At 37.8% G+C, this 26,863-nt stretch carries 20 protein-coding genes; 7 read left to right on the plus strand and 13 right to left on the minus strand.

The genetic code is table 11. The annotated features are described in order from the left end of the window. Nucleotides 1-18 precede the first annotated feature (18 nt). Genes minC through minE form a run of 3 tightly spaced genes read left to right on the plus strand, consistent with a single transcriptional unit; the run spans nt 19 to nt 1,800 of the window. Nucleotides 19-720, plus strand: coding sequence for a septum site-determining protein MinC (minC, locus tag QNM16_RS12585; RefSeq protein WP_284020805.1), 702 nt, complete (start codon nt 19-21; stop codon nt 718-720). A 5-nt stretch (nt 721-725) separates the two neighbouring features. Beyond that, nucleotides 726-1,535, plus strand: a complete 810-nt coding sequence (minD, locus tag QNM16_RS12590; RefSeq protein WP_284020806.1) for a septum site-determining protein MinD — start codon at nt 726-728, stop codon at nt 1,533-1,535. A 1-nt stretch (nt 1,536) separates the two neighbouring features. Next, nucleotides 1,537-1,800 carry a cell division topological specificity factor MinE gene (gene minE, locus QNM16_RS12595; protein WP_039610476.1) on the plus strand — a complete coding sequence of 88 codons (264 nt, stop codon included), beginning with the start codon at nt 1,537-1,539 and terminating at the stop codon, nt 1,798-1,800. 63 nt (nt 1,801-1,863) lie between these two features. On the opposite strand, the gene QNM16_RS12600 is transcribed toward minE, so the two are convergent. Together QNM16_RS12600 and QNM16_RS12605 are read right to left on the minus strand one after the other, a co-directional pair. Next, nucleotides 1,864-2,367 carry a YcgN family cysteine cluster protein gene (locus QNM16_RS12600; protein ID WP_284020807.1) on the minus strand — a complete coding sequence of 168 codons (504 nt, stop codon included), beginning with the start codon at nt 2,365-2,367 and terminating at the stop codon, nt 1,864-1,866. Between the two features lie 76 nt (nt 2,368-2,443). After that, nucleotides 2,444-4,423: a sensor histidine kinase gene (locus QNM16_RS12605; RefSeq protein ID WP_284020808.1), complete on the minus strand. Its 1,980-nt coding sequence runs from the start codon at nt 4,421-4,423 to the stop codon at nt 2,444-2,446. A 333-nt stretch (nt 4,424-4,756) separates the two neighbouring features. Here QNM16_RS12605 and QNM16_RS12610 point away from each other — a divergent pair, with 333 nt between their 5' ends. Continuing rightward, complete coding sequence (locus QNM16_RS12610; protein ID WP_237139586.1) at nt 4,757-5,896, plus strand: Na/Pi symporter; 1,140 nt, start codon at nt 4,757-4,759, stop codon at nt 5,894-5,896. 116 nt (nt 5,897-6,012) lie between these two features. Continuing rightward, nucleotides 6,013-6,507 (plus strand): hypothetical protein, encoded by a 495-nt coding sequence (locus QNM16_RS12615; RefSeq protein WP_284020809.1) that lies wholly within the window; start codon nt 6,013-6,015, stop codon nt 6,505-6,507. On the opposite strand, the gene QNM16_RS12620 is transcribed toward QNM16_RS12615, so the two are convergent. The 9 genes from QNM16_RS12620 to QNM16_RS12660 all read right to left on the minus strand — a co-directional run bounded on the left by QNM16_RS12620 (nt 6,496) and on the right by QNM16_RS12660 (nt 19,252). After that, on the minus strand, nt 6,496-7,614 hold the full coding sequence (locus QNM16_RS12620; RefSeq protein ID WP_284020810.1) for an anhydro-N-acetylmuramic acid kinase: 1,119 nt from the start codon (nt 7,612-7,614) through the stop codon (nt 6,496-6,498). The two genes, QNM16_RS12615 and QNM16_RS12620, sit on opposite strands and share 12 nt — an antisense overlap. Before the next feature lie 70 nt (nt 7,615-7,684). Then, on the minus strand, nt 7,685-8,092 hold the full coding sequence (locus tag QNM16_RS12625) for a hypothetical protein (RefSeq protein WP_284020811.1): 408 nt from the start codon (nt 8,090-8,092) through the stop codon (nt 7,685-7,687). Between the two features lie 9 nt (nt 8,093-8,101). Next, on the minus strand, nt 8,102-8,860 hold the full coding sequence (locus tag QNM16_RS12630) for a substrate-binding periplasmic protein (RefSeq protein WP_284020812.1): 759 nt from the start codon (nt 8,858-8,860) through the stop codon (nt 8,102-8,104). Between the two features lie 154 nt (nt 8,861-9,014). Next, complete coding sequence (locus QNM16_RS12635) at nt 9,015-11,474, minus strand: glycosyl hydrolase family 18 protein (protein ID WP_284020813.1); 2,460 nt, start codon at nt 11,472-11,474, stop codon at nt 9,015-9,017. Nucleotides 11,475-11,542: 68 nt separating this feature from the next. Continuing rightward, nucleotides 11,543-12,976 carry a lytic polysaccharide monooxygenase gene (locus QNM16_RS12640; RefSeq protein WP_284020814.1) on the minus strand — a complete coding sequence of 478 codons (1,434 nt, stop codon included), beginning with the start codon at nt 12,974-12,976 and terminating at the stop codon, nt 11,543-11,545. A gap of 80 nt (nt 12,977-13,056) precedes the next feature. Next, nucleotides 13,057-16,185 carry a glycosyl hydrolase family 18 protein gene (locus QNM16_RS12645; protein ID WP_284020815.1) on the minus strand — a complete coding sequence of 1,043 codons (3,129 nt, stop codon included), beginning with the start codon at nt 16,183-16,185 and terminating at the stop codon, nt 13,057-13,059. A gap of 498 nt (nt 16,186-16,683) precedes the next feature. Next, complete coding sequence (locus QNM16_RS12650; protein WP_284020816.1) at nt 16,684-17,634, minus strand: sensor histidine kinase; 951 nt, start codon at nt 17,632-17,634, stop codon at nt 16,684-16,686. 2 nt (nt 17,635-17,636) lie between these two features. Next, nucleotides 17,637-18,176 (minus strand): heme NO-binding domain-containing protein, encoded by a 540-nt coding sequence (locus tag QNM16_RS12655; RefSeq protein WP_284020817.1) that lies wholly within the window; start codon nt 18,174-18,176, stop codon nt 17,637-17,639. Continuing rightward, complete coding sequence (locus tag QNM16_RS12660) at nt 18,173-19,252, minus strand: response regulator (protein WP_284020818.1); 1,080 nt, start codon at nt 19,250-19,252, stop codon at nt 18,173-18,175. Before QNM16_RS12660 ends, QNM16_RS12655 begins: the two co-directional genes overlap by 4 nt. 94 nt (nt 19,253-19,346) lie before the next feature. Here QNM16_RS12660 and nosR point away from each other — a divergent pair, with 94 nt between their 5' ends. Beyond that, entirely contained in the window at nt 19,347-20,648 is a 1,302-nt protein-coding gene (nosR, locus tag QNM16_RS12665) for a response regulator c-di-GMP phosphodiesterase, NosR family (RefSeq protein WP_284020819.1), read from the plus strand. A 318-nt stretch (nt 20,649-20,966) separates the two neighbouring features. Here the strand turns inward: nosR and ppsA are convergent, their stop codons facing one another. After that, nucleotides 20,967-23,342 (minus strand): phosphoenolpyruvate synthase, encoded by a 2,376-nt coding sequence (gene ppsA / locus QNM16_RS12670; RefSeq protein WP_284020820.1) that lies wholly within the window; start codon nt 23,340-23,342, stop codon nt 20,967-20,969. 141 nt (nt 23,343-23,483) lie between these two features. Here ppsA and ppsR point away from each other — a divergent pair, with 141 nt between their 5' ends. Next, entirely contained in the window at nt 23,484-24,293 is an 810-nt protein-coding gene (ppsR, locus tag QNM16_RS12675) for a posphoenolpyruvate synthetase regulatory kinase/phosphorylase PpsR (RefSeq protein ID WP_284020821.1), read from the plus strand. 26 nt (nt 24,294-24,319) lie between these two features. On the opposite strand, the gene QNM16_RS12680 is transcribed toward ppsR, so the two are convergent. Further along, complete coding sequence (locus QNM16_RS12680) at nt 24,320-25,675, minus strand: class II 3-deoxy-7-phosphoheptulonate synthase (protein WP_284020822.1); 1,356 nt, start codon at nt 25,673-25,675, stop codon at nt 24,320-24,322. Nucleotides 25,676-26,863 lie beyond the last annotated feature (1,188 nt).

Raw genomic sequence — 26,863 nt, forward strand, 5'->3', positions numbered from 1 at the left:
TTATATTTTTGAGCGCTTATGTCTACACAATCTTTCGAACTCAAAGGGAACCTTTTCACGTTATCTGTATTACAGCTTTTAAATGCTGACTTAAGTATTGTAAAAGCGCAGTTGAGTGAAAAAATATCTCAGGCGCCTAAGTTTTTTAAAGGTGCACCTATTGTAATAAATCTGGCCGAAGTTCAAGACGAGCCTTTGGTACTCTCAGATTTAAAGTCTATCTTAAGTGAGTTATCACTCAATCCTGTTGGTATTTGCAACGGCAACGACGAGCATAACGAAACAGCTAAGTCCATTGGTATGTCTGTTTTGAATTATACAAAAGATGTTACGCCAAGCGTTTCTAGTAATACTAAAACTGAAGTTGTCGAAAAACATGTCTATATGCCTGCTCAAGTTGTTAACGGAACTGTGAGGTCCGGTCAGCAAATATACGCAAAAGACAGAGATTTGATTATTATGGGCGCCGTTAGTCATGGCGCAGAAGTCATTGCAGACGGTAATATTCATATTTACGGAACATTACGGGGCCGTGCAATTGCTGGTGCACAAGGTAATGATTCTGCGAGTATTTACTGTCAAAAATTGGAAGCTGAACTAGTATCAGTGAATGGTAGCTACTGGATCAGCGATTCCCTCCAGGGGGAATTTTGGGGCAATCCTTGTAAGATTACTCAAACAAACGAATCTTTAGAATTAACAGCATTGGTCAAAGGATAAATCTAATGGCAAAAATTATTGTCGTAACTTCCGGTAAAGGTGGTGTAGGAAAAACTACATCGAGTGCAGCAATCGGTACGGGGTTAGCATTAAAAGGCTATAAAACAGCCATCATCGATTTTGATATTGGCCTAAGAAATCTGGACTTAATCATGGGGTGCGAGCGTCGTGTGGTTTATGACTTTGTTAACGTCATCAATGGCGAAGCAAATTTAAACCAAGCGCTCATCAAAGATAAGAGAGTCGAAAAACTATTCATTCTCCCAGCATCTCAAACGAGAGATAAAGACGCACTAACTCGTGAAGGCGTTGAAAAAGTTTTAAATGAGTTAAAAGAAGACTTTGATTTCATCATTTGTGACTCTCCTGCTGGTATAGAAGCCGGTGCGATGATGGCTTTATACTTTGCTGATGAAGCAATTGTTACCACAAACCCTGAGGTTTCATCTGTAAGAGACTCGGATAGAATTTTAGGTATTTTACAAAGTAAGTCAAAAAGAGCAGAAGAAGGTGCTGCACCAGTTAAAGAGCATTTATTGCTTACTCGTTACAACCCAGAACGCGTTGCGACTGGCGAGATGTTATCAGTAGAAGACGTACAAGAAATTCTAGCCATCGACCTACTTGGTGTGATACCTGAATCTAAGTCAGTGCTTAACGCTTCTAACTCTGGTCAGCCAGTTATTTTAGATACAGACTCTGATGCAGGCCAAGCGTACAGTGATGCTATTGATAGGTTACTGGGTGAAATCATCGACTTTAGATTTTTAAATGTCGAGAAGAAAGGTCTACTGAAAAGAATTTTCGGAGGTTAACTTGTCTTTACTTGACTATTTCCGTTCAGAAAAAAAGAACAGCGCCTCATTGGCAAAAGAGCGTTTACAGATTATCGTTGCTCACGAACGTTCTAAGCGCGGTACGCCTGATTATCTTCCACAGCTTAAGCAAGATATTCTGGAAGTTATCAGTAAGTATGTAAAAGTAGACTCAGATGCTGTAAATGTTCAGTTTGAACAAAACGAAGATGATTTAGCAGTACTTGAGCTAAACGTAACTTTACCTGAAGACGAGCAAAAATAAGTAAAAAGCCCATGATATAAGTATCATGGGCTTTTTAATATTTAAAAATAAGTTGAGCCATTTTTAATCGCAATCAAATTCAGGCCATTCAACTATATGTGCTTCGAACTCTTCTTCAAGGTCTACTTCAGTTTCTTTTACAACCTTGCCTTTGATGCTAACGTTCAAACCATGCATTATCTCTTTTGAACCATTGTTTTTTAATGGATGCCAAGATGCAAGTCCCCTGCCCTCATGAAGTCGACGGTAGCTGCATGATTGTGGCATGAAGAAAATGTCTTTAAGATTATCTTTGGTCAATTGGACACAGGTTGGTACGAGTGTTTGTCGCTCGCTGTAACGAGTACACCCTCCAGTTTGAATATCGCTGTATTGACAAATTACGTCTGTATAAAGAAGCTCTTCTCCATCTCTTAACACATCTGTACTTTCAAAATGTTCTTCTTCATCTTCACTATTGATAAAAGAATGAAGGCAGCATTTGCCGCACCCATCACAGATCGATTCCCATTCTTCAATGCTCATGTCCGATAAAGACTTCGCTTCCCAAAACTCTAAACTGCTCATAATTAACGCCCAAAAAACTGAACGAGGGATTTTACTTTATAGTCAGTTATAGCGCAAAGAGTTAAAAACGAGATGTTCAACTCGCTCTTTCTGTCTTAAATGTCAATTCATTGTTCATCGGCAGTGAGATTTCAATACAGAGGCCGCCCAGCAAGCTATTGTGTGATTCTATTTGTCCGTCATGTGACTCTACTATCTTCTTACAAACGGCTAAACCCATTCCTTTGCCACCCATTAGTGTACTTCTAGAAATTTCTTCACGAAACAGCGGCTGGAATAATTGTTGATGGGCTTCATACGATAATGGCATACCAGAATCTTCAATTCTTATTATCAGACTATCATTCTCTAGATAAGTGTTAAGGGAAATTTCAACTCCTTCACCGCCAAACCTCAGTGCATTTTTAACAACTTCACATATTGCGTTTTCAATGGTTTGTTTATCTAAGGTAACAATTAGAGAGCTATCTAATTTGTTAGTAATGGTGAACTTTGATGTCTTTGGATCACCTTCACTTATACAAGTTTGAAATACCTCATTTATGTAGACACGCGCATTGGTTGGTTTTTTGTTTAGTAAAGAGGCAATATCTTTATCATCTGTGACTAGCATGAGCTGGTCTATAAACGTGTTGAGTTCGTCTATTTTACTCATAAGCTTGTTATATGAGTCTTGAACATTGTCGACTATATTGTATTGCAACGATTCAACTTGGATTTTCATTACTGTAAGTGGTGTTCTTAATTCATGTGATAGATCAGTAAATAACTTTTCTTCTTTTTCTTTAAGTTTTTCTTCTTTGTAGCTAACTTCTCTGTGCTTGGTATTTACAGTTTGGTTTAGAGCATGTACCTGATGTTGTAGTTGATTTAACAGCCTTGATTGAAGTGACTTATGCTGCAAAGCTAATGCTATGGTAAACAGTAGAACTTCGATTAAGTATCCAATTTTGATAAATGATGTGATATCAAATACATCGATAAAATTACCGTAACTAGCGCCTAATATAGTAAAAATGTTTAAAAACAATAAATGGTTAATCAAACTAAATGTGAAGGTACGCATACCAGGGCCTTTTTGTTTGATACTCCAAGAACAAGTATAAACAAAAACTGGGATGACTAGTGTACTTAAAATAAGGTTGAAATAGACGGTGTTTAGTAAAAGAGCTGTTGGCACTGTGATTGTGTAAAGTACAATGAATGCAACATAAACCTTGTTTAGCGCTGGGTGGTAATGCTTGAGCTGTAAAAATCCTCTGACAAAGAGTAAATGAAACAGCGGAACTGTTGCCATTAAAAATATTGAAAACTGACCCGAAAACGCATTGTGTGAAGGCCAAAAGTATTGAAAGCTGAATCCCGCAGTATCAACAACAATCAAAAAGAACAAAAAGGTCCATGCCGCATAGAAAACATTTGTGCTATTTCGATTAAAAAACAAATTTACTAAAACGATTAATAAAATTGCCGCTACTACACCAGTTAGGCTGGCATTTGTTATTAGGCTTTTGTGAGATTCTTCAAGGTAATTTTCAGGTGTATGTATTTGTAAGTTGGCAGGCGCATTTGCAAATGTTTGATACTCAATAAGAAAGGTATTTTCACCAATATCCATGTTTAAAGGAACATACATTTGTGGATCTTGAACCGGACGTTTGTTGAAGGGATCAGATTCATCTAGATTTAAAAGATCTTGCCACCCGTTTGGCAACTTTTTATAGACTGATAATTTTGCTAAACGTGGAAAGCCAAATGACATTTTCCACTCTTTAACATTACTTTGGTTATCAAGTTTAATGTAGGCCCACTTTGAATAAATACTTATTTTAGGTTTTTTGTTTATGTCGTTGATAGATCTGAAATGATATGAATGACGCTCGAAATCGAATGCACTGCGAAATTCACCTTCGTAGTCGAAGTAAAACATCGAAATATTATTTAAAGAGAGAGCCTGAGTGTTTGGTTTAATTGTTGTTGGCTCTATATTTGTCAATGGACCAGCAATGATTGGTGTACAAAAAAAACACAGCAGTACCAGTAAAAAACAACGCATTACTTATTCTCTTCATTCTTTTAGTCAAATTTTAGCCTTCAATCATGTAGCAAATATGGAGGCTGAGAATGATTTCTGTTTAAGATAAAGTGTAATGTAAAAGATTGTAACACATTTAATTTTGATAAAAACACAATAAAACATATGGATAGCGCAATCTTGCTGTTGTTATGCAACATCTGCATTGATTTAGGACATTAATCAGTAATGGTTTCTAGGTACAATTATCGCGACTGAAATATTTCTGTCATATTTGTTTGTTTAAATGCGTCCTGAAACAAAAACGTCATCAAAGTGCCATAAAGAATGGCATTGACATAACGAGATAAATCAATGAGTGAATATAGCCAAAAGTCATTACCATCAAAGTTACTAACCTGGGGTGCAATTGCATTTCTTGTTTATTTAGTGCTAGTTGCCGTAGGTACAGTTAGTGGTGGTTTTAAACTTGCTTCCGGCGGTTCTGAAGGTGCGAAAGAAATTTTCGCGTTTGCTACTAATCCATTTGTTGCGCTTTTATTAGGTGCACTTGCTACAGCCTTAGTTCAATCATCATCTACTGTAACATCTGTTATAGTTGGTCTAGTTGCCGGTGGTCTTCCTCTGCAAATCGCAATTCCTATGATAATGGGTGCGAATATTGGTACTACAATCACTAATACGCTTGTATCAATCGGTCACATTCGCTCAAAAGAAGAATTCCAAAGAGCCTTTGCGGCGTCTACAGTGCACGATTTCTTTAATTTATTCGCGGTAGCTATTTTCTTACCTCTAGAAATCATGTTCGGTCTATTAGAAAAGTTCTCAGCAAGTCTTGCTCATCTTTTTGTTGGCGATGCAGATTTGTCAATCAAGAGCTATAACTTCATTAAGCCTTTAGTTAAGCCTGCTGTAGGTGTTGTTAAAGATTCAGTAAGCTTCCTAGACGGTAAAGCTGCTGGTATTGCAATGGTTGTAATCGGTATTGCGCTTATTTTATTCGCTGTAACAACGCTAGGTAAGTTACTTAAACAAGCACTTGTTGGTAAAGCAAAAGACCTTCTTCACGGTGCAATCGGTCGTGGACCAGTTGCGGGTATCAGTTCAGGCGCAGTTGTAACTGTAATGGTTCAGTCTTCATCGACAACAACAAGTTTAATGATTCCACTAGCTGGTAGCGGTGTGTTCACAACGCGTCAAATCTATCCATTTACTTTAGGTGCAAACATTGGTACTACCATCACAGCGCTTCTTGCTGCAACTTCTATCACAGGTCCTGCAGGCGAGGTAGCGTTAACAGTTGCGCTAGTGCATGTCATGTTCAACGTATTCGCGGTTGGCTTAATCTATGGTCTGCCACTACTTCGCGAAATCCCAATTAAGTGCGCTGAAAAGCTTGCTGAAGTGGGTGCAAAGAACAAGACTGCTGCGTTCGGATATGTACTTGGTTCATTCTTCGTAGTGCCTGGTCTTATCATGCTAGCTGTTCGCTAAAAACAGATTTAAGAGCATAAACCTCGGCAACTAAGCTGGTTGTCGAGGTTTTGTTCATATAAATGCAATAAAAAACATTCATACTTTAGCTGTTAATTATTTTCCTGTTGTATCTGATGAGAAATACTAGAACCATCCAATTTGAATTGTATACAAACACTGATCCACTTTTTCCTATCGGTAAAGCTTCAGCATTTGATGAGATCGAGTTTGAAATGCAAGGTGAAGAACTTGTATTAGACTGCTTGTTGCCTTCTGATGCTGTATCTGGAAACAAGTTAGTCATTACAGCAACTCATGTAGATGCGAGGTATGTCAATTTTTGTGGAACTGTTTTATTAGATGATTTGGATATTGCAAAAGGTTCTGTAGAGCTCGTCTTGACTGGTAGTGGAGATGCCGGCAGTTATATGACTCAACTTAGCTTACTTGGCGAAACAGGCGGAGTGAAAAACGTAGTTGATGCGCAGGTCGAACTCGTTAGAGGAATTGAAAATCATAGTTCAGAAGAGCTACCTTATAAAAATGAGCAGCCCTTTTTTAAAACCTTATCTACAAGATTAACTGCGTGGAAAAATGAGTTAATGGATGGGTTAGCATTACAACGGTAGAGATATTTTACCCATTGTTAATTGCTTTGCGTTTTTGCTTCCAGCATTCGTGTTCATAACGGTTTCATTAGCGAGTATTGCAAATAGAACAGCCTCTTTAGAATCTGCATTGATCCCATTCTTATCCAGTTTCATAACCCTAAAATGCTTGCCTAATTTATCTTTAAGTTTTGTAACTAGTGACAAGTTGTGTGCACCACCACCACTAATCAGTACATCCGCTGAGTTAGTTATATCTAATTGGTGTATGTGTTTGACAATACAACTTGCTGTGAATTCATTTAATGTTGCCATGATATCGTTGGGCGATACGTAGATATCTAACTGAGAAAGTAATGTTTCAAGTAACTGAAGATTGAATAGTTCAGGCCCAGTTGTTTTAGGTATGGCTTGTTTGATGAAGCTTAAAGATAATAGCGAATCGAGTAAGTCATTATTTATGACACCTTTCGAAGCGATTTCACCGTTTTTATCAAAATCGATACCAAAATGCTTTTGTACATATTGGTCCATAAGTGTATTGCCTGGACCTATATCTGTACAGATGAGATCATTTACATCATAACCTTTACCAATAAAAGTGAAGTTAGCAATGCCGCCAATGTTTAACAGCAACGTATCTTTTTGATGATTCGCGAAGAGATTATAGTCTCCATATTGTGCAAGTGGTGCTCCTTCAAATCCCGCAGCAATGTGTTTTTGTCTAAAGTCAGACAAGGTAATTATGTTTGTTTCTGCGGCAATATGATCAGCGTCACCAATCTGCAATGTGCCATTATTGAAATCATTAAATGAATGAAAGCTATTTGGGCAATGATAGATAGTTTGTCCATGGCTTGCAATTAGGTCGATTTCCTCACTTTTTATGCCCCACTCTGTCAATTTCTGGTTGATAAAATGGCCATGTAACGTCCCTATCCATGGGTTTAATAGTGTAAGATATTTAAGTTCAACAGTTTCAGTTGAAAATACTCGGCGTATTTTATTTTTAGTTTCATCGCAATATGAAATTGTGGCGAAATGTATAACTTCACACTTTGTGTCGGTGCCAAAGTCAGATATTTTGCATACAGCGACATCCAAACCATCTAAAGATGTGCCGCTCATTAAGCCTATTATGATTCTTTCTTTTTTTGTAGAGAGCATATAAAGCTTTTCAATGTATGGATTCATATTTTTAGATATTATTTGATGCTAGTACTGAAATTACAGGATACATATTATATCCTAATTCAATTGTTATATTCACGGATGACTCTCCTGCTACAGTTGTTTTCCTAGGCAACGAAGTAAGAATTTCGACATCACCATTTGCAAATAAAACGATTAATTGTTCAGGTTCTAAAATTCTTCTTCCACTTGATAAATTCTCTATATTAATAAGAACAGCTCTACTTCCATCTTCATTTGACATTGCTAGTGATGATCTGACTATAAAATCGCTCTTATTCGGCTTTATTTGTTCCTCTTGATAAAACTGATTTATGTTTATTTGAGGTAAGTAGCTGTCGATGGTATAAGGCTTTTCTTTTGCGGATAGAATTGGTGATATGAGTAATAGTGTTACTAATAATAAAGATTTCAACACGTTCTCCTATTTTATTACCTTGGGCTGTGACGCTAATAAGATGTTTTGAATTTCGATTTGTAAGCTCTCAATAGCATTATTTATGGATTCAATTTCTTTCTCTGTAAAATTAATGCGACTGAGCATAAAATGAATTGCATTATCATTGACTATATATGAGTGTAGCCTTAACTGATCGTAACCTAAACGGTTTATATAGTAATAACCGCTATATTCATCCTCGATTAAAAAGTCAATTCTGCGCTTGTTTACTAACTCCATACGCCTTGATGCGCTTGCCACCTCGGCTAAACGCTGCTGATACCAAGGGATCTGTAAAATTTGTCGAAGTTCCTCTCCATAATATGCGCCTGGGTTTGTAACAAACGTATATTCTGCAGCAAACAATTCTGTAAGGCTCTTTACTGGAGGAAGCTCAAGCCTTGTAAACAATCGCATGCGTTCTCGCCGGTATGGTTTGGTAAAGTGCGCATTTTCTGCTCTTTCTCGGTTGAAGCTAGCCGAGGGTAAAACATCAATAAATCCCTTGTAAAGTTCGACTAACCCTCTTGCTGAACTAGGTAGCCTTAGAAACTGAATACAAAGATTTGCTTTTTCAAAAACAAGTTTAGTAATTTCGATGTCTACTCCATTTGGTACATCATTTTCGTAGGTTATGTAAGGCGGCCAACTCCCACCAATACCGACCTTCTTTTCAGATATACAGTTGGGAGCTGAATTGGCGAAATTCGAAACTAAGATGAGTAGAAAAAAAAGTAATTTCACATGTTCTTTCTAAATTGAATTGTTTTCTAATTATGATTTATTTACAAAAAAAAACAAAGGCACTTTGTGCCTTTGTTTTATCGGGGCTGGCCTATCCATTTGTCAATTTATAAAGAGTATATAAATGTCAGCCCTTAACAAAAAAGTGTACTACTTAAAGTGCTTTCCAAACTTGAGCACGACCAGGCTCTTCACCTCTTGTCCACCATTTTGCTTCATATAGTGAACCGTTGTGAGTTACTTTGTCACCACCGACATACACTGTACCAGCATCCCAAGCAGGTGCACCTGCATCAACGTTAGTAATAGTTACATCGAATGACGCAGATGTTGTGTTAGTGCCATCTGATACATCTACTGTTACTGTTACCGTTGTATCTTGTGCAACATCACCTGCTGTTAGGGATACTGTTGATCCCTGACCTGAAACTGTGAGGCCAGCAGGCACATTCCAAGTGTATGTAAGCGGGTCATTGTTAGGGTCAGTCGCAACAACAGATACATTTACCGATTGTGCTTCTTGTACTGTTACATTACTAATTGGTTGAACAACTGGAGCACCTGCAGGTACTTCAGCTTTAACCAATACTGATACTGTTTTTTCAGTAGTAGCATTCTGGTCATCAGTTACTGCAATAGTTAGCTGGTAAGTCGTATCAGTTGTTACAGATGGAGCTGTAATTCCAACAGTAGCAGTATTTGCCGAAGTGAGCGTTAACCCTTGAGCCGACCAAGCATATGTTAGAGCAGCACCCTCTGGGTCAGTTGCGTTTACAGTTAAGCTTGACGATTGGCCAGAGTTCAACGTTAGATTTGCATCTACGTTTACAACTGGAGCTCTGTTTACTGGCATACCGCCTGTTAAACCATCATACATAGCATTTAGAATATCACCGTTATCTGCATCTACTTCCCAAGCGAATAAACCACCAAGGTTATGCAAGTTAACGTATTGACCTTTAGCTAGAACTGAGCGAGGGCTATCGTATGTAAGTAGTTTACCGCTTGATTTATTCCATACCCAAGCCGCTTCTGCTTGCTCATCATAACCAACAGTAAATCCATTTAGACCGTTACCACCACCAACTAGATTTTTAGCAATGCCTTTATAATCCATGATGCCGTCCTCCCAGACTCCTTCGCTGGTGGAACCTTTATATTTACCGTTACCTGGCGCAGTCATGGGATTACCTGGAATGGTTGTATTTGAATCGTATACACCTTCCCAGCCACGTCCGTACATTGCAGCACCAACTACGATTTTCTTAGAGTTTACACCTTGTGCAAGCAGTGCTTTTACTGCGTTATCAAGTGTATAAGCTGGCCCTTTTCTTGGCTCACCATTATCATCTAGACCTGTACCATCACACTCACCTTGGCTTAGGTGTGAGCCACAGTAAATGCCTGTTTGGTGACCTGTTACATTATTCCAACCACCATAGAAATCGTAAGTCATTGCAAAGATATAATCCATGTACTGCTGAGCAACTTGATAGTCTACATCTTCGATTTTATCGTATCCTGAGCCAATTGCTGATGTTAGCTCATATTTACGACCTGTTTCAGCTTCTAATTCATCAAGCATAACTCTAAGTTCTTGCATTAATGCGATATATGCAGGGCCGTCATTTACCGGATCTCCAAGACCTGGATTTGGACCATCACCACCAGGGAATTCCCAATCGATATCAACGCCGTCATAGAATTTCCAAGTTTTAAGGAATTGCTTCATTGAAGCAACAAATGTGTCCCTGTTAGCTTTTGTTGTAAAACCATGGAATGGGTCTGATAAAGTCCAGCCACCTACTGAAGGTAAAATTTTCAGGTCAGGATAACGCTGTTTAAGCGCCATTAACTGCGCATAAGTACCACGAATTGGGTCGTTGTTATCAGTACCCGGTAATGTTTTTTGAACTGCTGCCCAAGGGTCGTGAATAACAACTTCATAATCTTGTGAATCAGCACACGCTTTTTGTAATGCGCGCCAGCTATTACCATTCTCAATTTCTTTAAGAGATTCGTTTGCACCACAAATTGGAATGAATCCATAAAGCAGGTGAGAAAGATTGTGCGCTGGAATATTAGATACGTCGAAGTCACGGCCATATATGCCCCACTCTACAAAGTAAGCACCTGTAACCATTCCAGGGATAGTGCCATTATTTGCATTATTTGGATCTACATCCATTGTAAGAGGCTGCAAGTGACCGCCATCTGTATCTGCAATTACAATTGGTTTACCAGCACTTTTAGCACACCCTGTTGCATCACAGATTTCTAGATAAAGTGTATGACGACCAGATTTTGTATATGGAAACGAGACTGTTCCACCTTTTGTGCCTGCTGCTAGTGGTCCCTGATTTACCACTTGGTTATCGAAGTACACCTTGTAACTGTCACCACCGGTGCCACTCCATGAGTTCCACTTAATATTTACTGTAACGACATCTTTAGCTTGAACAATCTGTTTATAAGAACCATTTCCTTCTAAATTAACGTCTACAAATGAGTATGTTTGTGGTTCCCAACTGATTTGTGGTGCTGAAGGTGCGGCCATTAATCCAGTAGACATTAATGCCAATCCTATTGCTGCAGTTAAATTATTAATCTTCATTACTATCTCAACCTTATTTTACATGTTATATCCAAACCCCAAATAATTTGGAGTGACCTTTACATCTTTTAAATCTTTTTCCAAACTTGCGTAGTGCCAGGCTCTTCGCCTCTATTCCACCATTTTGCTTCGTAATCAGTACCCTTATGACTAACTTTATCGCCAGCAACGTATGTTTTTGATTTATTCCATGGCTGTAGTGTACTTACGACATTTTTAACGGTAATTTCGGCTGTCGTGGAAGATGAAAGCTCTCCGTCTGACACATTTACGCTAACCGTGTAATTTGTATCTTGAGTTACGTCAGCGGCGGCTAGATTAATAGTTGCCCCAGTGCCTGTGTAAGTCAGGCCATTGGGTACATTCCATGTATATGTTAGATCCATGGTATCTGTATCAAATGCATGAACATGTAACTGAACTTCAGTTAATTCGTTCATAATAATCGGGTCAGGTTTGTGTACAGTTGGCGGTGTATTCGGTTGTTTAACCTGTACTGTTAGATTGTATGTGTTTGCTGCATCAGCGACATAAACTTCGTTCGTTAAGAGATTATTTTTATCGAAGCTAATATTGCCAGCGACATCTTTCACGCCAACTTGTATATCTGTTGCATAATTAGTGTTGAGAATTGTTGCTAGTTCTTCATGCCAGGTTGTTAGGTTTGTAGTTGTGATTTTTAATGATTGCTTAACAAGTTCTTGCCCGGTGCCATTGAATACACGCGCCCAAACAGTATCTCCTGCATTTGCATCTTGGCCTTGCTTGACAAAAAAGCCTGCTGAATACCAATTAACAGGTTGAGAATCTGACGTAATATTTATGTCAGAACAGTTATAAAAGCCCTCACCAGCAACGTCATTTCGCTGCCATCTGGTATAAAGTATTGCGCGTCCAGTTCTATCTTGAGGGATATTGATTGTCATTTCATAGAATTTTTTACCATCAGGGTCTGTCACAAAGTTGATGTTTCCAACTTCTGAGATCAATTGTAAATCAGCCCAGTTTAAAATATCTGTTTCTGTATTAAACGTAGGGTTTGATAAGTAAAATTTCCAAAAACTAGGATTATGCGGCGTTGTTGCTCTGAAACGTATAGCTAGATCACCATTGGCATTTGGTTTTACATCTGTTGTTTGCCAATCTTTATGTGGTAAGTTCATTCCTCTTTTTTCATTTGAACCAGCTGCACACAATGTTCCATCAGGTATGGTTGCTTCAACTGCTGCTTGATTATTGTAGTCAGCTATTAGTGCGGCAAACTCATGTTCTTGAACAAACTGAACATATCCAGATTCTAAAAAGGCCGCTCTACATGCTAAATTTGGTATGTTTGTACCGTCGTCTGGCCACCAGTAGCCACCTTGTGCTTCACATATTGATTGTCTTGCCTTAGGGAAATCCATAAAACCATGTGCTGAAGCATTAATTGCGTGTAATGTTAAATACGCCGTACAAACAACTGAAATTGATGTTAAAGCCTTTCTTTTTATAGTGTTCATTTCGCTCACCTTGATGACTACATGCTAATTTAATTTGTTTTAGGTTTGTATTTGGGGGAGGAGCCCTCCCCCTTACTTAGTTAAAGTGAACAGACTTTTTGATAATCTGAACTTGTCGATGGTTGTTTGTTACTCCACCATTTAGCCTTGTATACGCCCTTCCCATCGATGATTAGGTCACCTTGACCGGCATGTGTGCCTCTTGGGAAAGTTGGATATACAGGTATTTCAGCAATGGGAGTACCTTCACAGTGTGTAATTGGGCCACCATTACCATCACCTGGCTTAGCAGCTGGTAACGTTGGTTGCTCAAATTTGAACGCGTAACGTTTACCATCTTTTTCGGCTGTGAAGTTAACAGGTCCAGTTACAGGCATGTAGTACATGACCTGAGCACCTACTGACTCGCCCGGAGCAAATGATTTTGGTTGATTACCCCAATCATCAATTAGTGTTATTGAAAACCTATGGAAGTCGCCATCAAATCCGCCAATGTTATCCCCAGCTGCATTTGAATTGTCTACATCTACTGCCATAACAAGCTTTTCTTGTGCATTCCAATTTGATTTAAATATCGGTGAAGTAGATACTGGTACATCAAATGAAATCTTCGCACCTGACAAATCAATACTTGAATTGTTGGTAAAGGTAAACGTTGGTGCTATAGGGTAATTTGCATCTCCAACTGGGAAGTTCTTCGCTTCAAAAGTAACATCTACTTGTTCAGTTGGTACTTGGAATGCAACATCCCCGCGGTGGATATCATATTGAGCTCCTGACTGCTTGAACTTGTTATAGGCAAGCGTTGTCATACTTGAGCCCATGAAGTACTCACCTTTCGCTTGGTCATAATCAAAGTCGCCAGCGAGTTCCCAGAACATTATGCCGCCTAAGCCTTTGTTGATGACGTAGTCTACTTTGGTTCCCATCGATTCTTCGTCTTCAATAGATAAGAATACTTTCTTTTGAGCATTCCATAGCCATGGTGCTACGGCAACGCTGTCATAATGACGCGCGTAAGTACCCGTTAATTGGTCATCTGGGTCAGTATCTGGTGTTAAGCCATAATCAGATAAGTAGCTTGGCATTACACCGTTTTGTAGGTTTTTAGCATGCCAAAGTGGGTTTGACCCTGCAGGCATCTCGAGTCCAGCATCGTTCTTATCATGCCATAAATTGTCTATACCAAGTGCACCATTACCACATTTGTTTTTCTCGCCAACACCAGTACCTGGAGCACAGTCAGCTTGGTTTGGTAGTGCTGCTTGGCCCCATAAACCATTAGTGCCACCCTGAACATCTTTAAAGCCGCGAGTATAGTAAGGAATACCTATGTTAATACGACCAGCTGACAACCCACCTTGGAAATACTTTACTGCCCAATCAGTATTTAGGTAACCGATACCACCAAAGTTCTTTTCTGTGTATACATTCCAAGCGATTAGTTCAGAATCCAAACCTGTGTCATATAGCGCTGCGTTATGGCCTACATGAGAGTTCCAAGCACCATGTAAGTCATAAGACATAATATTTACGTAATCTAGGTATTTTGTTACTTGGAACGTCTCCATGCCACGTAACAGATAACCAGAAGAAGGTGATGCAATGGTCAACATATAGTGAACACCATCTTGCTGACCAGCTTTGTCTAACTCTTCACGCAAGCGTTTCATTAAAACTTGATAAGATGCATTTAATCCAGCGCGTCTGGCATTTGAAATAGGGAAATCGTCAGGGTGACCAGAGTCTTTCATTGAAGAAGGGTATTCATAATCAATGTCTACGCCATCGAAACCATATTTGCGAATGAATTCTACAGAGCTTGCAACAAATGTTTCAATACCTGCATTGTTCACAGAGCCATCGGCATTGGTTGTCATTGTGTAAAAGCCACCGCTATTTACACGTGAACCATCAGGGCCAAAGAAACCACCAGTTTCTGCCCAGCCGCCAACACTAATCAAAGTTTTTACGTCTGGGTATTGCTTTTTATATTTATTTAGAAGGTTAAAATGTCCTTTGTAAGGCAATGTAGGGTCAAGCTCTGCACCTGCTACACCAGGCCATTCCATATTGGTTGCAGGGTTACCTGCTGCATTTGGGTCGCCTATTGAAACTTTGTTAGCTGCATCAACGTGTGCGAATGCATAGTTAATGTGCGTAATTTTGTCCCAAGGAATATCATTTACAAGATAAGATGGTTGTCCATTTGCGCCGTTGCGCCAGCTAGTAAAGTAGCCTATGACACGCCGAGGGTGGTCTGCACCCATGAGTTCTCTACCATTTGCATCATAGATTGTACAGTAAGGCGTATTTACTCCTGGTGTTTGATATAGGCCGTCAGGTTTACAAGCATCTCTATCACCTGGGTTCTGTGCACCTACTTGAAGTTGTGTGCTAATACTGGTGCTAGCGTTTTCATTGTCAGTTACTGTTAACGTAAAGTTGTATGTCCCATCGGCTTCTGCAACCCAAGTGTGCTCTGTTGCTGTGCCGTTAGTGCTCAATACTTCTGTTCCATTTACAGCGAAACTGAGTTTACTAAGAGAGCCATCAGCATCAGTACCAGAAAGCGAAAATACAACGCTACTTCCAACAACTAATTCAACTGGCTTAGATTTAATATTAAGTGTGGCAACAGGAGCTTCATTTACGGGCGTAGAAGTTTTAACAATTAGCTGGTTGGATAGAATGTTTGAAGCTTCGTTTTTGTCATCGAATGCTTTTGCACTAACTTGATATTGTCCTGGTTGACCAGCCGTCCAAGTGACATCAAATATATCGGCAACACCTGAATTGTCTGTAGCTATTAAGTTATTGTCAACATAAAATTCCACTCGGTTTACGCTTCCGTCAACGTCAACCGCTTTAACGCTTATGGCAACGCTGTCATTTTCTGCAAATTCAGAACCTGTTGTAGGTTTTAACTGACTGATAACTGGTGGATTATTAACGCCTGTTCCACTGCAATCACCTAGTTTTTTCCACTCTTGGTTTGGTCCTGAGTTTAGTGCAGGTTCTGAACGTGTCCACCATTTTGCTTCGTACGCACTGTTGTTTTGTACTACTTGATTACCGCCTACGTAAGTAGACCCGCTTTGCCAATCTGAGATTCCAGTACAGTCATAAGCATTTGCATACGTTGTACTTATTGCAATTGCTATAGAGCTTAACTTGAGAGCATTTACTATATGATTTCTCATTTTCATTTTATCACCAACCTTTACATTAATTGTGATTAACATTTGTTAAATAAACCTAACATAGAAATTAAACACGTCAATGTCGCGCTGGTTAAAAAATAACCTTCACTGGTTTCCTTTTAGCACTTATGTATGGGTTTTTTAATGATGATATGAATAAATCTAATTTTTGTTGGTAAATCTAACGTATGAATCCAATTCATCTCTTTTTTAGGTAAAATTTAATACTATTGCATATATAACAGTTGCTTAATGAAATTATGTGTCTGAACTGGGTCTAAATGTAAACTTTCGCATAAAAAAAAGTTATCTGAAAGTTTACGTCGGCGTAAACTTAATTGGGTTATAAGTTATACTTATTGGTTATATTAATTAATGATTAAATCTTTCAGAATTTGATTTGAAGCAGTGAAAAATAGAATTTTTTTTCTTCAAACTCATTAGTGAGTTTCGACTTAAGTCTAATATAAAGATCAAAAATAAGTTTGAAGACAGATGCTTAGTTTAATGTACTAGGGGGATTTTAATTGATACTGTTACGCCAGAATCAATATTATTGTCTATTGATACTGTGCCAAGGTGGTTCGAAATGATGCCGTATACAACTGCTAGTCCCATTCCTGTACCCTCACCGAGTGGTTTTGTAGAATAGAATGGGTCAAACACGCGATTAATAACTTGAGGATCTACGCCTTGACCGTTGTCTTGGATTTCAATTAATGCATTTTCTCCTTCTTGTCTTGCCCTTATATTGATCATCGGGGAAAAAGATTGGTCATCACTTCTCTTTGATTCACAAGACTGTGCAGCATTGACCAAAATATTGATTAATGCCTGAGTTAAATTTGGTTTATTACCTGTAATAATTAATTCAGGTTCGCAATCTATAGTTACATGTAATTGCTTTAACTTATTTTCTAGAAGTTGAGTAGTTTGTTCAATTATCTCAAGAGCTTCAAACTCTAGAATACTCTCAGCTGTTGGCTTTGCAAAATCCAATAGGTTTGCGACGATTTTGCTGATTCTGCCACAGCCCTCCTTACAGTCATCAGTAATGTCATTTATATCTTGAATTAAATCTGCAATTGAAATATTTTGCTGCAGCTTAGCTATAGCACTTGAGAATTCACTGAGATCAACTTCGCTATTTATAAGCTTTGAACTCAAACTTAAGTATTCATTTATATCATCAGTATACTCAGCCAAGGTGTCTAGGTTACATGTTAAATAAGCCAGAGGGTTGTTGATTTCATGAGCTACACCTGCAGAAAGTGTCCCTAACGTGGCCATTTTTTCAGATTGAACGACTGCAACCTGCTGCCTTTGAAGAATCTCTATTTTCTTTTCAAGTTCTATGTTTAGAGCATACAACTTACTTGTTTTTTCTTCTAATAACTCTTCTAGTTCATCGCGGGCTTGTTTCTCCCGCATGTATGCTTTGTAATAATTCTGCATAATTATCCATGTGTTATAATTAACGTGCAATAAGGGTCTGAGCGGTGAGTACAAGTAGTATGCTCTATTGTTACTGATTCATTAAAATGCTCTGCACATCCATAAATTAACCCTTCGGCGCAAAAGCACAATTGTCTCGGTGAATTATAAATGAGTTCAATTGTGTTTGGGTCTATTACTGTGGCACTGATTGTCGGTAAGTTAGGTTCTTCATATAGTTTTTGAACTTCATTATGAATTACGTCGTCTATCGATATTATTAATTTATCAAAGCTTGTAAACTCTTTCACGATTGCTGGGTGTTTTTTTGCTAAAAATGTGAATAAATAGGTACCAAAAGCTTTTAGTGTTTGCTCCATATTTAAACCTAATGCATTTGCCACACTGGTAGCGATAGCTAGCAGCTCTTCATCAGGGTATGAACGAGCACTAATATATACACGATCTTCTGGACAGTGTTGTTCTAACAGATCCTCCCAAAGATCCATACCTTTTTGTTCGATTACAAGTTCTTCCAAGCATCTGAAGATCAAACCTTTCATAAAAGTTCCTCTTTAGTTTGAGAATTGATAGCTGACTTTCTTGAGTATGATTTTAAACAGTTAATTGTCGATTCGCTTGAATCAAGAATGTCCGATACTATAAATTCATTATTTGAACCTATGTTGAGTGCGATAGCTCTGCATATGAGATCGCTCTCACATTCTGTGTTATTTGAAAAGATAAGGTTTCTTTGCGACAAAATTTTTGCGTCTAAGCCCCAAATAGATGCAAAGTGATCATATAATCTAGGTTCATAGTTCTTTCTATATTCTCTTTCTATGTATATTCTAATTAAATCATTTAGACATAGGCTATATATATATTGAAATACATTCTCACATTCGCTGAGCTGTAAATTATTCCTCTTTGCAAACATGAAAGCTTTAACGCCCAATAAATAGTATTTCTCTATTATTTTTCTTACACTACAAGCGGATAGTCCGCAGATCAGCTGTTCCATAAATTGACTACAAATTATTGTAATCTCATAGCCTGCCTCTTTTATGCTAGATTTCAGGCGTGTATCCAGTACAACTTTATCAACAAGGCTATCTAGGTGTTTGACCAATAAACCTATGTTATTTAAATCTGTATTATCTCGTTTCTTTTGAAATTTTATCAATTCTATAGTAGGTAAAGGTACATAAGGCATAAATCCCAGCTTTAATTGAAGCTCCTGACTAAGGTTCGTTGCCTGTGATCTTTCATAAATATCACTAAGTAGTTGTAAATCATCAACTGTGAATGGTTTGGCTATCATAATATTGGCAGGAATATTTTTGGGTCTAATTCTTATGCTATCAATATCCCCTGACATCAAGACACGAGTCGTCAATGGACTTTGCTGTTGAACAATCTTTAGGGCTTGTTCACCGTCTAAAGTTGGCATCTGATAGTCTGTTATGAATAAATCGTAAGTATCGTTTGAATTTGCCAGATATTGTTCTAATAATGTTGAATCATTCAACGCGACAATGTTTTCTACACCTAATTGTTTTTTAAGCGCTCTAGAAAGTGCCCTTAGAATTAATTTATCATCATCTAGTATCAAAACATTTGTCGGTTTTATTTTCATCAAATCCGTGCCTATTTTATTGTTTCTTATTAAAGTTTAGTCTAATTTTAAAATTAGTAACAAATCACATTTTTGAGTTGGAGAACTCTGATATATGAATGATGAAACAATAGTCGTACTTTGTCTTGACGATGAGAAAAGTGTTTTGAACTCATTGGGTCGGTTATTGAGACAAAATGGGATTAAAGCTGAACTATATCAATCTGGCCACGAAGCCCTAGACAGAGTAAGAGAAATTGATTTTGACGTGATTATCTCAGATATGCGTATGCCGAACATGGATGGTGCTGAGTTCTTAACTCATGCCAAAGCCATTTCACCAGATGCAAGAAGAATTCTTTTAACTGGTTATTCAGATATCCAAGATACAATCAATGCAATAAATAGTGGAGGTATTCATGGTTATCTACAAAAACCTTGGAATAACGAGCAACTTGTTCGTGAGATAAATAAAGCTGCCGAACTTACAAAACTTAAAAAGCAAAACGATGCTTTACAAAAGCAGGTACAAGCGCAAAACGAAGAATTAAAAACGCTCAACTCAAGCTTAGAAAGTTTAGTCGAAAAAAGAACCTCGCAGATCCGCCAGGTTTTAAAACAACTTGAAGCTGCTAATGAAAATGAAAAGAAAGAACACAAAAGTACTGTTGAATTGCTTTATAACTTTATAAATGCAAATCCATACCTTGACGCGGATAAAGCTAAAAATATTGCTAAGTTATGCTTTCAAATTGCGAAAGGTTTGTCGCTTAGTAACGAAGTTGCCGATATGGTTCGTATGTCTGGATATTTGTCACAAGTAGGTCTATTAGCAATGGACCCAAGCTTATACTCAAAGCCTTTTCATGAACTTGATAGTGAAAAGAAAAAAGTATTTCTTACTCACCCTGCTACAGCTCAATTAATGCTAATGCCAGCTCAGCATCTAAGTGATGTTGCTGAAGCTATTTATAGTCAATTTGAGAAATATAATGGGCAAGGTGTACCAAAAGGAGTTAAAGGAAAAGAGATCCCAATTGGTGCACAGATTTTAGCTGTTTCAAGAGATTATATGGAGCATATATATCAAAGCCAAAGGCCAATGAGCGAAAGAAAAGAAAACGCTTTGGAAATTATTAAGATGTATAGCGGTAGTTTTTATCACCCTAAGGTAGTTGAATCTCTACTAAATGTACTTTCAACAGATCATGTTGAAACGGATAAAGTTGGTAGTATGAGCATATTAACCGCTCAACAACTGAAGCCTGGCATGGAATTAGGTTTAGCTATGCATAATGCGCAAGGTATTATGCTTTTACCTAAAGGGCATATTTTTTCTGAAAGTTCAATTTCAAAATTACAACAACTAGAAACCCAAAAGCCCAACCCCTTTCGCATTATGATTGTTGATAATTAATTATGTTAAATTAGTTGTTTTTCTTTACCAGTTAAACAACTATGACTAATTATGTGTTTTTAAAAAAACATTAGAACACATCATACTTTAATTGCAATAAAATAAAATTATGCTACAGAGTGGAAATGTAATAGATAACCAAGAAGAATAGTTTTTGAAGGTGGTTTTTGAAGGTGGTTTTTGAAGGTGGTTTTTGAAGGTGGTTTTTGAAGGTGGTTTTTGAAGGTGGTTTTTGAAGGTGGTTTTTGAAGGTGGTTTTTGAAGGTGGTTTTTGAAGGTGGTTAAAGAGAGCACCTAATTTAGGTGCTCTCTCATTAGTTATTTATTGAACTTTTCAGCCAAGTATAACCAAGTTTCTAATACAGTATCAGGATTCAGTGATACTGTATCAATGCCCTGCTCTACAAGCCAAGCTGCAAAGTCTTCATGGTCAGATGGACCTTGACCACAAATGCCAACATACTTGCCTTTTTCTTTAGCAGTTTTAATTGCCATTGAAAGTAGCTTTTTGATAGCTGGGTTTCTTTCATCAAATAAATGTGCAATAAGACCTGAATCTCTATCAAGACCAAGAGTCAGCTGCGTCAAATCATTTGAGCCAATTGAGAAGCCATCAAAATATTCTAAAAACTCATCAGCAAGTAATGCATTTGATGGTAGTTCGCACATCATGATCACTCGCAGTCCGTTTTCACCGCGTTTTAAGCCATGCTCTTCAAGAAGTTCAATTACTTTAGCTGCTTCTTCAAGTGTTCTGACAAAAGGGATCATGATTTCAACGTTCGTTAAATCCATTTCATTACGAACGCGTTTAATAGCTTCACACTCTAAAGCAAAACATTCTCTGAAATCTTCAGAGATGTAACGAGAAGCACCACGGAAACCAATCATTGGGTTTTCTTCTTCAGGCTCGTATTGTTGCCCGCCAATTAAGTTTGCATATTCGTTTGACTTGAAGTCTGACATACGAACGATAACTTTTTCTGGCGCAAATGCCGAGCCAAGAGTAGAGATGCCTTCAACCAACTTTGCGATGTAAAATTCTACAGGAGAATCATAGCCAGCAATGATCTCATTGATTTCTGCTTTTAATTCATCTGATTGGCTATCAAAGTTAATAAGCGCTTTAGGGTGTACGCCAATCATTCTGTTGATGATGAATTCCAAACGAGCTAAGCCGATACCTGCATGTGGTAACTTTGCAAAGTCAAAAGCTCTATCAGGGTTACCCACATTCATCATGATCTTCAATGGTAAGTCTGGCATTGAATCAATACGAGATGAAATGACTTCATACTTTAGTTCGCCTGAGTAAATATAACCAGTATCACCTTCTGCACAAGAAACAGTAACAGCATCGCCATGTTTTATGGTCGCTGTTGCATTTCCACAACCAACAACTGCTGGTATGCCTAATTCACGTGCAATAATTGCAGCGTGACACGTTCTACCACCTCGATTAGTAACGATAGCGGATGCACGCTTCATGATTGGTTCCCAATCAGGATCGGTCATATCAGTTACAAGTACGTCACCTTGCTGTACTTTGTCCATTTCATCAATTGATGAAAGTACTCTTACAACACCAGTACCAATTTTATGGCCAATTGCTCTACCTTCACAAACGATTTCAGACTTTTCTTGAAGCTGGAAACGCTCCATAACATTTGAATCTTCGTTTGAACGAACAGTTTCTGGACGAGCTTGAACAATATATAGCTTGCCGTCATTGCCATCTTTTGCCCACTCGATATCCATTGGTCTACCGTAGTGCTTCTCGATGATAACTGCTTGTTTAGCTAATTCTTGTACTTCTTCGTCAGTGATTGAAAACTTGTTGGAAAGTTGAGGGTCCATGTCCACGATTTCAACTTGTTTACCGTGAGACTCATCGGTTGAGTAAATCATTTGGATAGCTTTAGAACCAATGTTTCTTCTTACAACCGCTGGTTTGCCTTTCGCTAGAGTTGGCTTGTGCACATAGAATTCATCGGGGTTTACTGCACCTTGCACAACCATTTCACCAAGACCATAACTTGATGTTACAAAAACTACATCTTCAAAACCAGACTCAGTGTCGATAGAGAACATTACACCAGATGATGCTTTGTCAGAACGAACCATTCTCTGTATACCTGCAGATAATGCAACGCCTCTGTGATCATAACCTTGGTGTACACGATATGAGATAGCACGGTCATTGAAAAGAGATGCAAAAACGTGTTTTATTGCGACCATTACGGCATCAATACCACGTACATTTAGAAAAGTTTCTTGTTGGCCGGCGAATGATGCATCCGGCATGTCTTCTGCTGTTGCAGATGATCTTACCGCGAAAGAAACATCATTTTGATCATCGCCATGTAAAGTGGCGTAGGCTTCGCGAATTGCTTTGTCTAATTCTGGTTGGAAGGGAGTGTCGATAACCCATTGTCTGATTTGGCTTCCTACTTTGGCCAATTCATTAACGTCTTCAACGTCAAGGGTGTCTAAAATGGTGTGGATTTTTTCATTAAGTCCAGATTGCTCTAAAAACTCATTAAAAGCTTCTGCTGTGGTTGCGTAACCACCAGGCACTTGTACACCAGCGTTAGCAAGGTTAGATATCATTTCACCTAGAGAAGCGTTTTTACCACCAACTCGAGGTACGTCTTGCATACCCAATTCTTGATACCAGAGAACGTAGTCTTGCACGGAACTGTCTCCAAAAACAAATTGTAATAAATGTGAGAGATTAATTGACCTTCCTTTAGGTCGAAGGCATTCTACAACGGTAAGTATAGCCTCGTAAACCAAGACTTGAAAAAATACTAAAAAAGTAATGAAAAGGTTAAAATGAGAACAGCATTTTATATATCAGATGGCACAGCCATTACAGCAGAAGTTTTTGGGCATGCAACTTTGTCTATGTTTCCCGTCGAATTTGAACATAAGACTTTACCCTTCATTGAATCAGTAGATAAAGCATTGGCTATAAAAGCCACAATTGACAAAGTTGCGGATTCAAGCGGTGAACCTCCGCTTGTCTTTTTTACTTTCGTTAATCCTGAATTGTCCGATATTATTTTGTCCTCAAAAGGTGTGTGTTATGACTTTTTGTCTTACGCAAGCGAAATAGTTAAACGCGAATTAAAAGTAAAACCTGTCCCTAAAGTTCACAGAACACATAGTATTCATGAAAAGACATATGATTTTCGTATTTCTGCTGTTAATTATGCATTAGCTAACGATGATGGCGCCAATATAAAAGATTATGATGAAGCTGATATCATACTGGTTGGTGTTAGTAGAAGCGGGAAAACACCGGCAAGTTTGTATCTTGCTTTGCAGTATGGCATCAAAGCTGCAAATTACCCGATAACAGAAGATGATTTAGAAAAAGGTAATTTTCCTAAATTCTTACTTGAGCATAAGCATAAGTTGTTTGGGCTTACTATTGACCCTGATAGATTGGCATCTATACGTCAAGAGAGAATGGCTAATTCTAAGTATGCTTCAATTAGGCAGTGCCGTATTGAGGTTCGAGAAGTTGAAATGTTATTCAAACGCCATAGAACGCCATTTTTGAATTCAACGAAATTTTCGGTAGAAGAAATATCTGCAAAAATTATTGCAGAAGCTGGTTTATCAAGAAACAAATATTAAAAAAGGCCGCTTAAGCGGCCTTTTCTTTATACCCTGTCTCTTGCATCCTTTAGTAAGTCTGCGACTAAGAAGCCAAGCTCTAATACTTGATCTGCATTTAACCTAGGATCACATTGTGTTCTATATCTTTGTGCCAAGTCTTCATCAGATAAGCCATATGCACCACCTATACATTCTGTTACATGCTGGCCTGTCATTTCGAGATGCACACCTCCAGGATATGTACCTTCAGATTTGTGTACTGCAAAAAACTGACTTATTTCACGTAGAATGTTATTAAAACTTCTCGTCTTATAGCCTGTGCTTGCTTTTTCTGTATTGCCATGCATTGGGTCCGACGACCAAACAACATTGCGCCCTTCAGCTTTAACTTTACGTACAAGATTGGGGAGTTTTTCAGGCAGAACATCAGCTCCCATTCGTGTGATTAAAGTCAATCGACCTGGGATATTTTCTGGGTTCAATGCATCAATCAAGCGGATTAATTCATCAGGGTCCATACCCGGCCCAACTTTAACACCAATAGGGTTTTTAATTCCTCTGAAGAATTCAATATGTGCATGGTCCAACTGTCTTGTTCTTTCACCTATCCACACAAAATGTGCTGAGCAGTCATACCAGTCTCCCGACAAGTGGTCTCTTCTAGTTAGCGCTTGCTCGTATCCTAGTAAAAGTGCCTCGTGTGATGTATATAAATGAGTTTCTTTTAAGCTAGGTGCAATTGAAGCGTCAATTCCACATACTTCCATAAACTCAAGTGCATCTTGAATACGATTTGCCATTTGTTGGAACTTATCACGTAGAGGGTTTGCTGCAACAAAACTCATGTTCCAACGACTCACCTGATGTAAATCAGCTAAACCACCCTGAGCGAAAGCCCTTAATAGATTTAGTGTAGATGCACTGTGATGATATGCCTTCATCAATCTATTTGGATCGGGGATCCTCGCTTCTTCTGTAAATTCAAAGTTGTTAATGATATCGCCACGATAAGATGGTAATGAAACACCATTAATCGTCTCATAGTCAGATGATCTTGGCTTGGCATATTGGCCTGCCATTCTTGCGATTTTAACAACTGGGCATTTTCCGCCGTAAGTTAGAACAACAGCCATTTGAAGCAGTGTTTTAAAGGTATCTCTTATGTTTGTAGCACTGAAATCTGCGAAGGATTCAGCACAGTCCCCGCCTTGCAATAAAAAGGCTTTTCCATTACAAACATCAGCTAGGCTTTTATACAGACTTCTTGTTTCTTCTGCAAACACGAGTGGAGGTGCTGCATTTAGTTCTGACTCAACATTTGTTAATATTTTTTTATCTGGATATTCGGGCTGTTGGACTATCGGAAAGTCTCTCCAGCTATCTGGACTCCAAGGTTTCATTTCTCATTCCTCATTAGTTACCTCACAATGCACGTTATCGTATAGGACGGTATGCTTCAAGCACAAATTAGTGAAATTTCAAATTTAATTCTAACATCCAACAAACAAAGAACACATCATACATATAATCTAAGAAATCGTAGAAACATACTGCTTTAAATTAGAAAGTGACCAAGTGACAAAGTTTGTAATAAGGTGAAGCATTTAGAAAATATATGTGGAAAGGAATAGTTAACGAAACCAAACTTTGATTATGTTAAATTAGTTGGTGAATTCTTTTGTAAACCAAACTCTTACTTGTATTTAATAACTTTGCATGATTAGAATTAGATCTTTACAAATAGCAATCCAAATTGGAGAAAACGATAAATATGCTTTCCAGATAAACAGCAATACTGTTTTTTCTATACATCGAAAGTTTCCCTTATAGAAACAAGTGAAAATAATCTTTAAAAAAATTGTACTGAATTTTATTTGATACTTTTCCTACACTTCATTCTATTTTAAATTATAGTACTAATGAACTCCGTTAATTGTTTTAAAATTACAATGAACTATCCTACTCACTGAAAAAATATAACTACTACCCTAAGTTCTTTAAGAAAGATATCAATTAAATCAACCATACAAAGATATTTATCATTGTTTATCAGTCTGAGATTTTATGATGATGTGATCCCAAAAAACACGTAAACAATCAGCAATCGAATTTCATAATGTTGAACATAGTAAATAAATTTAAGTAGTCACGCGTAGTCAATGAATAGTTATCGATGGTGAAGCAGTTATGAAATTCGTAGTAATTCATTGCAACTATGACATCGACATATGATCGGATAACAATTCCCTCTTATGAAAAAAAATTAATTAGTAATGAAAGAAATGAAGCCACACTAAGAAAAATCATAATCCTAGGAATCCCAAAAAGTTCTACCAGTTTGGTTTAAAATTATGAAAGAACAAATTAGGTTGTTATTAGCCCCTAGGTTATAAGTAAGAATTCTAATTTCTAATAGACGACGTTCACTAGCCCATTAAAGAAAATAAGACTAAAGAAATGAACAGCTACGATTTGGATGAATATCAATAGAAGTAAAACTATTTTTTCTTCAAACCCAAGTTAAAAATCTAAATTTTAGTAACGCTACTACATATTTATTAATCAAGGTTAGAAACACCAAGTTTTAA

The organism is Pseudoalteromonas umbrosa (assembly GCF_030125375.1).
Lineage (GTDB): Bacteria > Pseudomonadota > Gammaproteobacteria > Enterobacterales > Alteromonadaceae > Pseudoalteromonas > Pseudoalteromonas umbrosa.

Bases quoted from the DNA above. Each gene is read 5' to 3' on its own strand.
- QNM16_RS12620 (WP_284020810.1), bottom strand. From the start codon at position 7,614: ATGAGCGGCACATCTTTAGATGGTTTGGATGTCGCTGTATGCAAAATA.
- ppsR (WP_284020821.1), top strand. From the start codon at position 23,484: ATGAGAACAGCATTTTATATATCAGATGGCACAGCCATTACAGCAGAA.
- QNM16_RS12605 (WP_284020808.1), bottom strand. From the start codon at position 4,423: ATGCGTTGTTTTTTACTGGTACTGCTGTGTTTTTTTTGTACACCAATC.
- minD (WP_284020806.1), top strand. From the start codon at position 726: ATGGCAAAAATTATTGTCGTAACTTCCGGTAAAGGTGGTGTAGGAAAA.
- QNM16_RS12655 (WP_284020817.1), bottom strand. From the start codon at position 18,176: ATGAAAGGTTTGATCTTCAGATGCTTGGAAGAACTTGTAATCGAACAA.
- nosR (WP_284020819.1), top strand. From the start codon at position 19,347: ATGAATGATGAAACAATAGTCGTACTTTGTCTTGACGATGAGAAAAGT.
- QNM16_RS12610 (WP_237139586.1), top strand. From the start codon at position 4,757: ATGAGTGAATATAGCCAAAAGTCATTACCATCAAAGTTACTAACCTGG.
- QNM16_RS12645 (WP_284020815.1), bottom strand. From the start codon at position 16,185: ATGAAAATGAGAAATCATATAGTAAATGCTCTCAAGTTAAGCTCTATA.
- minC (WP_284020805.1), top strand. From the start codon at position 19: ATGTCTACACAATCTTTCGAACTCAAAGGGAACCTTTTCACGTTATCT.
- QNM16_RS12615 (WP_284020809.1), top strand. From the start codon at position 6,013: ATGAGAAATACTAGAACCATCCAATTTGAATTGTATACAAACACTGAT.
- QNM16_RS12660 (WP_284020818.1), bottom strand. From the start codon at position 19,252: ATGAAAATAAAACCGACAAATGTTTTGATACTAGATGATGATAAATTA.
- QNM16_RS12650 (WP_284020816.1), bottom strand. From the start codon at position 17,634: ATGCAGAATTATTACAAAGCATACATGCGGGAGAAACAAGCCCGCGAT.
- QNM16_RS12640 (WP_284020814.1), bottom strand. From the start codon at position 12,976: ATGAACACTATAAAAAGAAAGGCTTTAACATCAATTTCAGTTGTTTGT.
- QNM16_RS12635 (WP_284020813.1), bottom strand. From the start codon at position 11,474: ATGAAGATTAATAATTTAACTGCAGCAATAGGATTGGCATTAATGTCT.
- QNM16_RS12600 (WP_284020807.1), bottom strand. From the start codon at position 2,367: ATGAGCAGTTTAGAGTTTTGGGAAGCGAAGTCTTTATCGGACATGAGC.
- QNM16_RS12680 (WP_284020822.1), bottom strand. From the start codon at position 25,675: ATGAAACCTTGGAGTCCAGATAGCTGGAGAGACTTTCCGATAGTCCAA.